Origin of the sequence: Vibrio sp. 1F279, from assembly GCF_041439815.1 — a bacterium.
GTDB classification, from domain to species: Bacteria; Pseudomonadota; Gammaproteobacteria; order Enterobacterales; family Vibrionaceae; genus Vibrio; species Vibrio tasmaniensis_A.
On the sequence record NZ_JBGOOU010000010.1, the window covers coordinates 24,765 to 39,455 of the forward strand.

Consider the following 14,691-nt stretch of genomic DNA (forward strand, 5'->3'; position numbering starts at 1 on the left):
GTTTTTTATGACATAGTTCTTTTTTTGTGAAAAATAACAACTCAATGAATAATTGTTTGAGTTATCATTAGCGTGAATTTACTGACCTTTAATAGAAAAATGAAAGAGAACAAGCTCGTCTACCTAATTCGTTACATACCGACTATAACTGTGGTTCTATTCTCTATTATCGTCTTTTCGTTATCGGTCAATGATAGTTATCGACGAACCAATCAAGAAATCACTCACATAGAGTCCGACATTGTTGAAGAAAAAAAAGCCTATTTAAAATCTCAAGTCAGCTATGTCAACAAGCAGCTCAACTACTTAGAAGAAACAACAATAACCACACTACGCGACAGTATAAAAACTCATACTCTCCGCACTCACTCGATACTAAATCAACTGTACAAAGACAACCCACAATTAAGTGAACAAGAGTTTACAACCTTGGTTCGTTCGAGTTTGAAAAACTACAGATTCAATGACGGTCGTAGTTACCCTTTTATTTACCACCATGATGGGACTGTTATTTTCCACCCTATATTTCCTAGCTCCCAAGGAGCTTCCCGATGGGACTATAAAGATGCTAAAGGACACTTTATTGCTCAGGAATTAACCAAGAAAGCAATTAAAGAAAAGGAAGGCTTTCATAAATGGTGGTTTATAAAGCCGAATACATTCGCAAAACAGTATGAAAAAATCGGCTATATCGTTAATTTCTCGCCATATAATTGGTATATAGGTACGAGTGACTTTATTACAGATGTCCAGGCAGACATTCAAAGTGACGTGCTCGAATGGTTAAGTCAGCTTCAAATTGGTCAACAGAGTAACTTCTACGTTATCGACACTAAAGGCGATGTGCTAGCTCATACCACCCCTAGCTTTATTGGCACTAATATCCATAACATTCAAAACATACACTTCCGCACTCAAGCAGTCGCGCTGTTGGAACAATCGGATGTCTATGTTAGACACTTAGCTGCCGACAATCACTCGTTAGAAAACCTTAGTTATGTCATCAAAAATAGTACTTGGGGCTGGACGATAGGCGCGAGCTTTAGTGTCACTGCATTAGAAAGACTTGTAGCTAAAAAAAATGCCGAGTTGATTGAAAAAAGAAATGATGAGCTCAATCGCTTAGCACTCATGTATAGCATAGTCGTTCTATTAGTCGGACTACTCTCATATTATGTAAGCACTCTAGTTTCTCGTCGCTTTGAATCTTATCAAGCTGAAATTCAATCTGACTTTGAAAAGCTCTGTACTGCAAACAGCACGCTGAATCACTTTGCTAATCATGACCAACTGACTGGGCTTTTTAATCGACACTTTTTTGAAGTCTATATGGAGAAAGAGCTGGCCAAAACTCAATCAGATGACGATAAATTTCTTGTCTGTTTTATTGATGTAGATAACTTTAAAAACATCAACGACTACTACGGACACAGTGTTGGAGACGAACTCTTAATACAGATATCTCAAACGCTTAAAAAAGTATGCCCTAATTTTTCAGAAGTGTTCCGGTTTGGAGGTGATGAATTTATTGTTACTTTCCCTGCTCTAAACAGCCTAAAACAGGCAGAAAGCGTCATGAAACTATTTCATGATGAGCTTGCGACCAAGTATCAATGCTTTGAGCATGAATTTGATATCAGTTTTAGCTTAGGTGCCGCCTTGTATCCCGATCACGGTCGCACTGTCGATGAGTTACTCGCAAGCTCTGATATTATGCTCCATTCTGTGAAATCAGAAGGCAAAGCAAACTGTGCTATTTTCTCATCAAAAACCTCTGCGAAAAATCAACGTAAGTTTCTGATTGAAGACAATTTACTGACCGCTATAGAAAGAAGAGAAATTTATTTAGATTATCAGCCTCAGTATTGCTTACAGTCTGGAAGGTTATGGGGAATCGAAGCGCTAGCTCGATGGAAAAGCCCAACATTGGGTAACGTTTATCCTGATGAATTTATCTCCGTCGCTGAAGTCAGTGGTCATATACGCGCATTAGGTTGGTATTTTATTGAATTAGCCTACCAACAGTATTCAGAACTCGATTTTCCAGACGATGCGCCTATTTTACTGGCACTGAACTTATCACCCGTTCAAATTGGTGAAACAAACTTTGCTGAAAATATCATAAAAATAACAGAGCGCTACGGTATAAACCCATCCCATATATGCCTAGAAGCCACCGAAGGCATCATGCTAAAAAATCCGGAAGAGGTAGCAAAAGTTGCGTATCAACTTCGTAGTAAAGGGTTTCACTTGGCCTTAGATGATTTTGGTACTGGGTACTCTTCGTTGAAGTATTTGTCATTACTTCCTATTCATGAAATTAAAATAGATCGTAGCTTTATTTGGCAACTTTCAGAATCGAATACCGCTCATGAACTATTAAAAAGCATTGTCGCAATTGGGCGGTCTACAGGAACAAGAACCGTCGCTGAAGGTGTCGAAACCATTGAACAACTAGAATATGTTAAACAATATGGATGTGACATTGTCCAAGGGTACTTATTTTCAAAACCGGTATCACTGGAAAAAGCAGTACAAATACGCCAATACGACCTTGAAAAGATGGAATCATACCAATCACAGTAAGTAAGTGTTCAAAAATAGCGCAGGAAAAAAGCTTGAGAACAAGGCGGATTTTTTTGATAAGTAGTTATTCTACAATCAAAAAATCTAACGACGTTATCTAGATTTTTAACAAGCTAGGGTGAACAGTTATTTACTACGATTGGTATCAATGAGTAGCTAAAATATAAACCGCTACCTATAGGTAGCGGTTTATTATGACTCAAAAAGCCTTATTACTTACGACGACGCCACATTGCTAAGCCAAACAATGACATCAGTGCACCGAAACCAAACGAACCACCGACTTTAAGCTCAAGAACTGCCGGATCATGATCCGATGAACGGAAGTGATCTTGGTACTTCGGCAGATCACCTTTGAACTCTTCGTTGTAATCAAGCAACTTCGATTCACCGCCGTTGATGTGCCAGTCAGTCGCATCCACCACCATGTCTTTCAGGCTGTCGCTGATCAACAGGTGATCCAAAGCGCCAACCTCATCATTGTATGAGTAGCTCCAGCTGTCTGGGTGCTTTTGAGCCACAGCATTAATGTAGCCGTAGTTCTTAGTAATCACCGCACCGTTATCACCAAACTGCTCGACACCGTCAATGTAGGTGTTACGCGCCGCTTTGATTTGCTTACCGTATTTCTCTTCAGAGTAATCCGTCAGTACCAGCATTGGGTCTTCCATGCCGTACGAGTTCATATCACCCAGAATCACTTTATGGCCTTTGATGCCGTCTAGCGCTTCACCCAATGCAACAGCAGCTGCAACACGGAAGTTCTCACATGAACCTTGCTTGTCGGCATCAACGCCACCTTGACCGCCCTGTTCGACAGGGGCTGCATCTTCCCAACACTTAGAACCTTTCGATTTAAAGTGGTTAATCGCAACGGTGAGTTTCTCTTTGGTGCCTTTGACTTTAAAAGTTGGCGCCAATGAGTCACGTTGATAGTTCTTACCGTCTTCAATCACCTTGCCAGAATCGTCTAACACTTCTGGCGCTTGTTGGCTTGGCATCGCGATAACACGGCGGTCTTTAAGCTTAACCACTTTCTTACGGTAAATAACACCTGTTGTAATGACGTCAGTACCAATCGAGTCCATCTCGTCGGTCACGCCATCTTCGTTAGAGTCCACGGCCACAAAGGTATAACGGTCTTTCTTACGCTCAATGCGATCATTCAGTTGGTTTACAAGCTGCTGAATGGCAGAGCCTTCACCAAAACCGTTGTTCTCAATTTCCATCAAACCAATGATGTCGGCATCTAGACGAAGAATCGCGTTCACAATCTTCTCTTGCTGCATCTCAAACTCAGTGATGGTGTTCGCGCCACGGTTGTTGCCGTGTTGGTTCGCGTCACCGCCAAATGGAGAGTTAAAGTAGTTCAATACGTTGAAGGTCGCGATACGTAGATCACCTTCATCCATATCAGGCTTGTCAGTACGTGGGTCATTTCGGACAAAGTTCTCAGCCGAGATCTGGTTGGTTGTCACTAAGCGATACTCGCCGTAGCTGTAAGTCAGCACGCCTTCTAGGCCAACAATGGTGTCATCAATACGGATGTAGTCTTCTGTTGAACCATCTTGGTCAATATCGGTACGGCCAAAGTCTGGGTAGAAAGGAACCTGTCCGTCACCGGCTTTTTGATCGGTTTCAACAAAAAGACGGCGGTCTGCGTTATCTTCTGTTTGTTGTTTCGCGTCTTCAGAACCTGCTGCGAAAAGCTGGTTCGGTTGCATGTTAATACGCTCATGCGCCAGTACCATGTTGTTACGACGACCTGCGTAGTCATAACCAAAGGTACGAGTGACACGCATATCAAGCGCTTCCGTCGTTTTCACCAACATGCCTTCGTAGCGTTCAAGCGTTGCAGAGAAGTTCTCATCACTGTCTAGAGCTTCAATCGCCGTTGCTTCAGGCGCTTGTTGTTCGCCCTGTTTTAGCCATTGGTTGTTTTCAACTTTAAGCTGAGTATGGCTGTAGTATTCTTGAACCTTACCTTTCACACACACCACATCGCCCGCAGCCAGCTCTGAGCTAGATTGATTGGTGTGAATAAATAGGCCTTCAGAAGTGCTTGAATTGAAGTCGTCATCAAGTGCTTGCAGGTAGAAACCTTTGGTTATGCCTGTAGTCACCGCACTCACAACACCTTTGACGAAATACTCATCGTCAGTGATGTAAGGATAGCCATCAATGAACGGTGATGTTGCGCCCTCACCTTGGATCTCTTGAATGGTGGTGAATACTGGGTCAGAGCCATCCTGTGTACAAGTGAACGCTTCTGGCAGTTCAACACTGTCTAGTGAACCTAGCCCTTCAATGTTGTCTTTTGGTAGCGATACCCATTGCGAAGCATCAAACGTCGCAGAAGGTGTTTGTGTCGCACGAACCAAAGTAACATCTTTGCCCCAGTCCACATCGCCCATCAAACCAACAACATCATGTACCGAACCATCTGAATTCAAGATAGCCAGCGGGTCGTCACCGTTATGGTTAGCGATGGAAGCATTAATGATGTCAGCTTTAGCTTTAATCTCATCACTCGCACTAGAGTGTGCGACAACAAGCACCTCACCGGGCGCTAAAACGTGGCCATCCAAAGGTAAAGTGGCGCCCCATGATCCGTTGCCGTTCGCTGATTTCGCCAGTGAATAACCATCTAAATTAATACTGCTATCGCCGTTATTGGCAATCTCAACCGCTTTGTTATAGCTGCCGCCTTCCACATATTGTGAAATAAACAAATCAGCATGTGCACTTGCCGTTAGCAAGCTACCAATTGCCACTGCTAGCAATGAAGGTTTGTGTAAAAGAGCCATCCGTTTCACCTGAGTACATTGATTTATAGTCACTGCCATCTATGGGCAGTCATGTATTTTGTGGTAACTATCAGGTTTATTTATGAAAGGAATAAGTCAGTTGGCAAGAAAATGAGGAACTTATCACTTTGGAATCATCAATTGTTTGGCACGTTATATATTTCCAACACAAATAGAAATGAGCTGAATTTTATAAACTTAAAAACCCATTAACAGGATCGTCTGCACAGCATTAATATTATGAATATGTTAGCTAGATAATGCTTAAATTATCAATTCAAACAAGAGATTTACTGGGAAGGTAAATGGAGCGGGCAATAAAAAGCCCAAAGTAAACAAAGTCACTTTGGGCTCAAATTCTCAAGCGAGTTATTTTAGTTCACTCTATGGGCGAGTTACAAAACCTACCGCTTCGTATGCTTTTTTCAGTGTTACTGCAGCACGCTCAGACGCTTTTTCAGCACCCGCTTTCATTACTGCATCCATGTAGGCACGATCAGCACGGATACGGTGATATTCAGATTGAATCGGCTCAAGCATCTCAACCAATGCTGCACCGACATCTTTCTTGAATGGACCGTACATTTCAACGCCTTGGTATTGCGCTTCGATCTCTTCGAACGTTTTACCCGTCGCCGCAGAGTACAGACCCATTAGGTTAGAGATACCTGCTTTGTTTTCCCAATCGTGAGCAATACGTGGTGGCGTTTCTGCATCCGTTTGCGCTTTGTTGATCTTCTTGATGATCGACTTAGGCTCTTCTAGCAGAGTAATTACATTCTTACGGTTATCATCCGACTTAGACATTTTCTTAGTCGCATCTTGCAGGCTCATTACACGTGCATTCACTGTTGGAATGTAAGGTTCTGGCACTTGGAAGATTGGCGTTTCAGGGCCATAGATATTGTTAAAGCGATTTGCGATATCACGCGCTAGCTCTAGGTGTTGTTTCTGGTCGCTACCTACTGGCACTTGGTGAGCGCCGTAAAGCAAGATATCAGCAGCCATCAACACTGGGTAATCGTATAGGCCTACGTTTACGTCATTTGAGTGACGTGCAGACTTATCTTTAAACTGAGTCATACGGCTCAGTTCACCCATTTGTGTGTAACAGTTAAGAAGCCAACCAAGTTGAGCATGCTCTGGTACGTGTGACTGAACAAATAGCGTGCTCTTCTTTGGATCAACACCGACAGCAAGACAGATTGCTAATGCGTCTAGAGTCGCTTCATGCAGTGCTTTCGGGTCTTGGCGAACCGTAATTGCGTGAAGGTCTACAACACAGTATTGGCAATCGTAATCATCTTGCATCTGTTGCCATTGACGTAGAGCACCCAAGTAGTTACCGATACTTAGTTCACCAGATGGTTGAACACCACTCAATACGATGGGCTTGCTCATGGTTTTAATTCCTTTGCTTGTTCGCTAAGCTCGTTAACTTAGTTTCTTAACGTAGTATCTGAAAAACTTAGCTTCTTAACTTTAAAATAGAAAAGCCGCACAGCTCTTCTGTACGGCTCATCCAGTGTACTCATTGATAAGTATTTTGCTAGTAGGTTAGCTAACTTTTGTCCGCTTTATGCTGAAACTAGAACGACATCTAGTAATTGCGCAATGTTGTCTGCGACATAGTCAGGGTTTGATGCTGAAATTGGCTCGCCGTGGTTGTAGCCGTAAGTCAGACCAAACGAGTGGCAGCCTGCATTCTTAGCGGCTTTGATGTCGTTGCTTGAATCACCAACCATCAGCATCTCTTCAGCCTTCACATTGTGCTTTTCTAGCAACCAGTTCAGCGCCACTGGGTTCGGCTTTTTCTCTGGGAAAGAGTCGCCGCCCAACACATCAACAAAGTACTTATCGATACCGTGCTGCGCCAGAACGTCTGGTACAAATTTCGATGGCTTGTTGGTTACAAGCGCCATGGTGAAGCCCGCTTTGTCCAACTCAGCAAGCGTTTCTTTTACTGATGGATAAAGGTGGCTTAGCTTATGGCCTCCCTGCTCGTAGAAATCATCAAACAGGATGCGCGCTTTCTTCAGAAGCTCAGGCTCTAGGCTTGGGTCAACCGTCAGGTTGCGGCTCAGTGAACGTCCGATAAGAACATCAGCACCATTACCCACATAGTCGCGAACTTGTTCTTCGCTTACTGAAGAAAACCCCAGTTCCTGACAAGCTTGGTCAGCAGCGACAGCCAAATCAGGCACGCTATCTAACAAGGTTCCATCCAAATCAAAGGCGATCAGTTTTATTGAGCTTAATGACATCTTACTTTCCTATTTATAATTTTCGCCTTATGAGTTGAGCTATAAGACGTAAAAAAGGGGCCAATGAGCCCCTTAATATTCAATCTATCTGTAGTTTTACGATTATGCGTTTACTTTTGCAAGCTCTGAACGCATCTCATCAATCACTTCTTTGTAATCTGGTTGATTGAAGATAGCGGAACCCGCAACGAACATATCTGCACCCGCTTCTGCAATTTCACGGATGTTATCAACCTTCACGCCGCCATCAATCTCAAGGCGGATATCACGGCCAGATTCGTCAATAAGTTTACGAACAGCGCGCAGCTTATCAAGAGTATGAGGAATGAAAGATTGACCGCCAAAGCCAGGGTTCACTGACATCAGTAGAATCATGTCGACTTTGTCTAGGATGTAATCAAGGCAAGAAAGTGGCGTTGCTGGGTTAAGTACGACACCCGCTTTACAGCCGTGTTCTTTGATTAACTGTAGAGTGCGATCAACGTGCTCAGACGCTTCAACGTGGAAGGTAATCATTGATGCGCCAGCTTTGGCAAACTCAGGTACGATGCTGTCTACTGGCTTAACCATTAGATGAACATCGATAGGAGCTGTGATGCCGTAGTCGCGCAATGCTTTACAGATCGGTGCACCAAAAGTCAGGTTAGGTACGTAGTGGTTATCCATCACATCGAAGTGCACAACGTCGGCACCGGCTGCGAGTACTTTTTCGACGTCTTCACCAAGACGAGCAAAATCTGCAGACAAAATCGATGGAGCGATTAGAAAATCTTTCATACCAAACCTCTTAAGAGTGAGTAAATTGCGAATATCACCGCCTTGTGACCTCTCATACACAAGTACAAGACTCAATCCCAAGACTATTTGGTGTGCAATTCTACCTAAGCACCTAAGCAGATCCTAGCAGTTCGAAAGATTAGTTTAAGAAAGTACCCGTGGGTCACTCAATTTAATGAGTTCGAGGATTATGCTGACGACGGCAATTCTGTTGAAGCGTGTTGCTGGTTTTTCTCTTTATGGAAAAGCGCCAGTAACTCATCAACTTTATTGCGCCCTGCGCCATTCCGGCTAATTGTGCGTTTCACCTTGACCACGTTCAGTTCCGCACCATGGTATAAACGGCGCGTTAAGGTGGTGTCATGGTTTGAAATCAAGACAGGAATATCGCGTTCCATCGCCGCTTTTTCAGCGACATCCGCCAGTGCAGCTTGATCATCTAAGCTAAAACCATTACCTGCGTAAGAAGTAAAGTTAGCCGTGTTCGACAGCGGTGCGTATGGAGGATCACAGTAAACCACGCAACCTTTGCGCGCGCGGCTAAAGGTTTCATGGTATCCCTCACAGACGAAGGTGGCTTTTTTCGCTTTCTCAGCAAAAAACTCTAGCTCGGCTTCAGGGAAATAAGGTTTTTTATAAGAACCAAACGGAACGTTAAAACCGCCCTTCTTGTTGTAACGACACAAGCCATTGAAGCCAAATCGGTTCATGTACAAGAAAGCTAACGAGCGATACATAACGTTATCTGTACCATTGAACTCAGCGCGAACATCTAAGAACACTTCTCTACGGTTATTCTCCGGACAGAACCAACGCTTCGCTTCAGTGATATAGGTTTCAGGATCGGTTTTAAGTAGATTGTATAGGTTGATAAGATCAGGATTAATATCTGCAAGTAGGTACTGTTCAAAATCAGTATTCAGAAATACTGATCCGGCACCGACAAACGGTTCTACCAATTTACGAGCAGGTGGCAGGTGACGTTGGATGTCTTCAACTAGGCCATATTTACCACCAGCCCATTTTAGAAAGGCACGCTGCTTTTTCATTTACTGCTCTATCTATCAACTCAAAAATAAGGCTGCGGAATGTAACATATTTTGAGGCTAAGCTCAGGGTTATTTCGCACGTTCTATCTCTCGATGCACTTGATTCATCGATTTTGCCCAAGGTTCCAACTGTTGAAGTGGTTTTGATAACGCACTTGCCGCATCTCGCGCCACTTGAATCGTTGGGTAATCTTGATAAGTGATAATAAACCACTTGGTGTCGTTACGAAGTGTTGGGTAAATACGAACCTTGTTCTCAAGCTCATACTCTTCAATGAAAGATTGTACATCTTCCAATGATGTCATCGCACTCAACTGCAGGGTATAAGCGCGCGGCGAGATAGCTTGTAGCTCTTCGCGTGCAAATGAAAATGTGATTTTTTTTATCGGAGGTGCTGATTGTGTTAGCTCTGAACCTTCATTCGTTGCCGGCAATGACTCACGTTCCACAACATCAGGCTGCGGGATAACGACTGCATCTGTCTTTTCTTCAACTACAGCTTCAATTGCACTGGTATCAACACTCTCAGGTTTATCATCAAGCAAGGCATCGACCACATCAGAGGTGATCACCACACGTTGCTGGTCTTGTTCTACCTGACCAACACTGGCTGTCTCTTCAACCACGACCGGCGGCAGAGAAGAGCTGTCATCGTCAGCACCTTGATAACTCATATCAACTTCGGCTTCAGAATCGACAGTTCCGTCGATTGTGGCTTGCTCAGTTACATTTTCCACTTCCAACGTTGGAATAACTGTCTGCTCAATAGGGGCGATAATAGATTGCGCTTTATCGTCAGGCGTTGGTTGATTAAACATCCACCAGTAACCGCCGCCGATAACAAGCAACAACAACGCCACCACAATCGCAATATTGATAGGTGAACCAATGATTGAGCGAATAATAATCCTTTTTTCCACTTTCAATTCTCCTAAGGCTATTAGCTCACCGGGCAAAGGTTGCGCTTTTTTAAATGCATTTCGCACCCGAGATTCTGACTCATCATCGACATATCGAATCACCAGTGACTCAAAGAAATGTTCAGCTTCTGGTTGCGAAAGATCATCGATCTCAAGGGCGATAGGTTTGTGCGGCTGACCGTAACTAAGTCGTGTTAATAGCGTGTCTAGGTGACCAGTTTGCGAGAACAGAACGATATTAATCGTCCATTGAGGGTTTGATTGAGATTCAAGTACCAACATCCATAATTCTGATACCAGTAGCTCAGACAGTCGGTGGGCGTCATCAATGACAATAAGCACATTACACGTATCTCCATCCAGCAACCTAGCAAGGCTATCAGATAAAGAATCATGTTGATTAAAGAGTGGGTCAGAAACAATCTGACTAAGAATAAGTGCGCGGCGCTGTTGATCGTCTTGGCTTGGGTGACAAAGCAGTAAACACTGATTTTTTTCTGTCGACCATGCTTCAAGATAACGCTGAGCTAACCAAGATCGGCCAGAACCCGTTTTACCAGCAACATTTACAAAGTTTGAACCAAAGTTAGTTAAAAGCTGTAAACGCTCTAGCAACTCAACTTGAGACTCTAACTCCAATACTCTTAAATCATGAGCCAAACTCATTGGGGATCCCTACTGATAAGTTCGATCTGTAAAGCGCTTGAGTTGCCTAGAGTTTAGCTAGGCAACCTCACAACCGAATTTAAAGAGTACGGCAGAAATCAATCGCTTGTTTAATGATGTCTTGAGGTACATCAGCAACCACTTCAGCAGTACCAATACTTGTTGGTAATACCAGACGCAACTGACCAGACAGCACTTTTTTATCGCGCATCATGTGCTTCATAAAGTCTTCAAAAGACATGCTTTCTGGCGTATGGATTGGTAGTTTCGCATTCTTGAGTATAGAAATAATTCGCTCAAGTTGCTGCTGAGAAATCAGTCCCTGTAATTGGGCGGTTTTTGCTGCCATTACAGTGCCTGACGACACAGCTTCACCATGTAGCCAATTACCATAGCCTAGTTCTGCTTCAATCGCATGACCAAATGTATGACCTAGGTTCAATAACGCTCTGATTCCTGACTCTTTTTCATCGATAGCAACCACTTCAGCCTTAATTGCACAACAACGAGCAATCGCGGTAATCAGTGCGTCTTCATCAAGTTGATACAGTTTCTCTAGATTCTGTTCCAACCAGCCAAAAAAGGCTTCATCGTAAATGATGCCGTATTTGATCACCTCAGCCATACCCGCTGCAAACTCACGCTCTGGAAGCGTTGATAGGCAGTTAGTATCGATGATGACAGATTTTGGTTGGTAAAAAGCGCCGATCATATTCTTGCCAAGGGGATGGTTCACTGCAGTTTTACCACCTACAGAGGAGTCCACTTGAGAAAGAAGGGTCGTCGGGATTTGAATGAAATCAATACCGCGCTGGTAGCAAGAGGCAGCAAAACCGACCAAATCACCGATAACACCACCCCCCAAAGCAATCACCACCACATCGCGGCTGTAATTTCCTTCAAGCATGTAGCTCATCACTGAGTTGAACGTTTCAAGTGTTTTGTATTGCTCACCGTCTGGCAACTCTAAAAGAGATGTCTGACAGCCGACTTGATCCAATAGCGATAAAATTTTATCAGCATAAAGAGGCGCTACTGTCACATTACTGATAACAACAACTTTCTGCTTACCTGATAAAAAAGAAAGGTACGCCGGGTCTTCAAATAACCCGGCGCCAATAGAGATAGGGTAGCTACGCTCAGCTAGATTGACCGTAATCCGTTCCATGGGTTTGCTCTCCGAAAAATGAACTTAACGTTCTTCTAGCATTTTTACGATCTGGTTGGCTACCACTTTTGCACTTTGGTCGTCAGTACGAACTGTGTAGTCCGCCACTTCTTCGTATAGTGCGTTGCGAGATACAGCTAGATCTTCTAGCACATCACGCGGGTTGTCTGTTTGAAGTAGAGGGCGTTTCTTGTCGCGGTTAGTGCGAGCAAGTTGCTTTTCAATTGTTGTCTCTAGGTATACAACAATGCCTCGTGCAGATAGACGGTTACGGTTTTCTTTGCTCAGCACTGAACCACCACCTGTCGCAAGAACAATACCTTGTTCTTCTGTCAGATCGTTGATTACAGATTCTTCGCGCTTACGGAAACCATCTTCGCCCTCAACATCAAAAACCCATGCGATGTCTGCGCCAGTGCGCTCTTCGATCACAGTGTCAGAGTCTAGAAACTCCATATGAAGTTGGGAAGCTAGGTGTCTACCAATTGTACTTTTGCCGGCGCCCATTGGGCCAACAAGAAAAATATTGCGTTTCTCAGCCATGTTTTTAGCAGTAATTTACAACGTTAATTCAATGACATCGCCACAAGGTAGGTCAGTACAAGTACTGAAATTAAAAGGCCCGTGGCACCGATTCCTCACAGATAATTCGTGATAAGACCCGAAATTATCAAGGTTAGGTGCCACTAATGCAACTTTATTTTTAATCTAATTGCTCATTACTGAATCACAACTTTAGGTGTAACAAAAATAAGTAGTTCACTTTTGCCTACATTTTCATAGCTACGACGGAACAATGCGCCAAGAACAGGAAGGTCTCCTAATAGTGGAACTTTATCAACTTGGCTGCTCACACTGTGTTGAAAAATACCACCTAACACGACCGTTTCACCATTATTAACAAGCACTTGCGTTCCAATTCTTTGCGTGTCAATGGCGACAGCTTCACCGGTGCCGGTTTTCACCACTTGCCCCGGCCTATCTTGAGTCACGCTCAAATCCAATACCAAACGATTGTCGGGTGTGATCTGCGGAGTCACCTTGAGACTCAATACCGCTTTCTAAATGCGACTGAAGTAGCACCACTTGAAGAAGACTCTAAATAAGGGATTTCAGTACCTTGCTCAATATAAGCGGGTTTTTTATTGGTGGTAATTAAGCGTGGGCTAGAAATAATCTCTGCTTTCGACTCTTGTTGCAGTGCTGACAATTCAAGATCGAGCAAGGTATCAGAACCCAGCTTGGCTACCTGAAACGCAATACTCGACGCGCTCGGGGAAGTTGCTCCTAAATTAACGTTGAGGAAATCGTCAATCGCACTATTCCCACCATTATCGTCATACGGCGTAATTTGCGATGGATGGTTGCCCTCTATCGAGCCGCCAACTTTGAAGCTTCCGTTAGTCGAGGAAACGCCCCAACGCACTCCTAGTTCATCAAGATTACCCTCAGTAACAGTGACAATACGTGCTTCTATCTGAACTTGCTTCACGGGAATGTCTAGCGATTCAATAATGCCTCGTATCACCGCAATGTTTTCTTCCAATTCACGGATCAACAGGGAGTTAGTTCGCTCATCAATGGTAATCGAGCCTCGCTCGGACAACATGCTTACCGCCCCTTCCCCACCAATCATGTCGGCAATGTCGGTGGCTTTGGCAAAGTTAATCTTGATGATTTCCGACTTGAGTTCACCTAGCTCTTCTTCCAAACGAGATTTCTCTAGCGCTTGTTGCTCTCTAAGGTCGAGCTCAGCTTTAGGTGCCACCAAGATAACGTTGCCATCAACACGCTTATCCAATCCCTTAACTTGCAAGATAATGTCGAGAACTTGCTGCCAAGGCACACCATCTAAACGTAAAGTCAGATTACCCGTGACTGAATCAGAAACAACGAGATTGAAATCGTTGTAATCAGCAATAAGCTGCAAAACATTACGTACAGGGATATCTTGGAAGTTAATCGATATCACCTTGCCTTCTTTTTCTAAAACATTTTTCTCTATTGTCACTTCATCAATAGTAGGCCTACTGATCACTACCTCAATAAAGCGACCTTTTAAGTTGTATTCATATTGATAGTCACCAGCGATCGTTGCCAACAATCGCGTACTGGGCGTTTCCTTATACACCTCAATACCTTCAACTGAGGTCGCGAATTCCTTCACATCCAGGAGGTAAAGCTTATCGTCATTCACCTGAGTATTGAGTAACTCGATACTTAAACCTTCCTGAGCACGTTGAACATCCACCACAGCAGTGCTGGTTGCCAATTCGATAATGATGACGGCGTCTTTCTCCTTGTTGACCCTAAAATCAATATTTTCCAATTGATTTGGCAAGCTCTCGGCATAGCTGAACACGCTAACCACCAACATCACAGACACAACTAGGCTTTGCAGCCCTTTGTTTATTAACTTACTTAGTCCTTTAATCATATTTACATCTCATATC

General features: G+C 43.6%; 9 protein-coding genes and 1 pseudogene. 1 reads left to right on the forward strand and 9 read right to left on the reverse strand.

From position 1 onward, the window contains the following. Positions 1 to 72: 72 nt before the first annotated feature. A complete protein-coding gene (locus tag ACED60_RS09680; protein WP_371727416.1) occupies positions 73 to 2,586 on the forward strand; it encodes an EAL domain-containing protein in 2,514 nt (837 codons plus the stop codon). A gap of 212 nt (positions 2,587 to 2,798) precedes the next feature. On the opposite strand, the gene ACED60_RS09685 is transcribed toward ACED60_RS09680, so the two are convergent. The 9 genes and pseudogenes from ACED60_RS09685 to ACED60_RS09725 form a co-directional block, all read right to left on the reverse strand. After that, positions 2,799 to 5,393: an ExeM/NucH family extracellular endonuclease gene (locus ACED60_RS09685; protein WP_371727417.1), complete on the reverse strand. Its 2,595-nt coding sequence runs from the start codon at positions 5,391 to 5,393 to the stop codon at positions 2,799 to 2,801. A gap of 384 nt (positions 5,394 to 5,777) precedes the next feature. Next, complete coding sequence (gene trpS, locus ACED60_RS09690; protein WP_017103608.1) at positions 5,778 to 6,794, reverse strand: tryptophan--tRNA ligase; 1,017 nt, start codon at positions 6,792 to 6,794, stop codon at positions 5,778 to 5,780. A 176-nt stretch (positions 6,795 to 6,970) separates the two neighbouring features. Next, positions 6,971 to 7,657: a phosphoglycolate phosphatase gene (locus tag ACED60_RS09695; protein WP_017104654.1), complete on the reverse strand. Its 687-nt coding sequence runs from the start codon at positions 7,655 to 7,657 to the stop codon at positions 6,971 to 6,973. 102 nt (positions 7,658 to 7,759) lie between these two features. Beyond that, positions 7,760 to 8,434: a ribulose-phosphate 3-epimerase gene (gene rpe, locus ACED60_RS09700; RefSeq protein ID WP_009848911.1), complete on the reverse strand. Its 675-nt coding sequence runs from the start codon at positions 8,432 to 8,434 to the stop codon at positions 7,760 to 7,762. A 188-nt stretch (positions 8,435 to 8,622) separates the two neighbouring features. Then, positions 8,623 to 9,483 (reverse strand): Dam family site-specific DNA-(adenine-N6)-methyltransferase, encoded by an 861-nt coding sequence (locus ACED60_RS09705; RefSeq protein WP_009848910.1) that lies wholly within the window; start codon positions 9,481 to 9,483, stop codon positions 8,623 to 8,625. A gap of 69 nt (positions 9,484 to 9,552) precedes the next feature. Next, positions 9,553 to 11,070 carry an SPOR domain-containing protein gene (locus ACED60_RS09710; protein WP_009848909.1) on the reverse strand — a complete coding sequence of 506 codons (1,518 nt, stop codon included), beginning with the start codon at positions 11,068 to 11,070 and terminating at the stop codon, positions 9,553 to 9,555. A 79-nt stretch (positions 11,071 to 11,149) separates the two neighbouring features. Beyond that, positions 11,150 to 12,238 (reverse strand): 3-dehydroquinate synthase, encoded by a 1,089-nt coding sequence (gene aroB / locus ACED60_RS09715; protein WP_009848908.1) that lies wholly within the window; start codon positions 12,236 to 12,238, stop codon positions 11,150 to 11,152. 24 nt (positions 12,239 to 12,262) lie between these two features. Beyond that, entirely contained in the window at positions 12,263 to 12,781 is a 519-nt protein-coding gene (aroK, locus tag ACED60_RS09720; RefSeq protein WP_009848907.1) for a shikimate kinase AroK, read from the reverse strand. A gap of 176 nt (positions 12,782 to 12,957) precedes the next feature. After that, positions 12,958 to 14,615: pseudogene (locus ACED60_RS09725) on the reverse strand (type IV pilus secretin PilQ). Positions 14,616 to 14,691 lie beyond the last annotated feature (76 nt).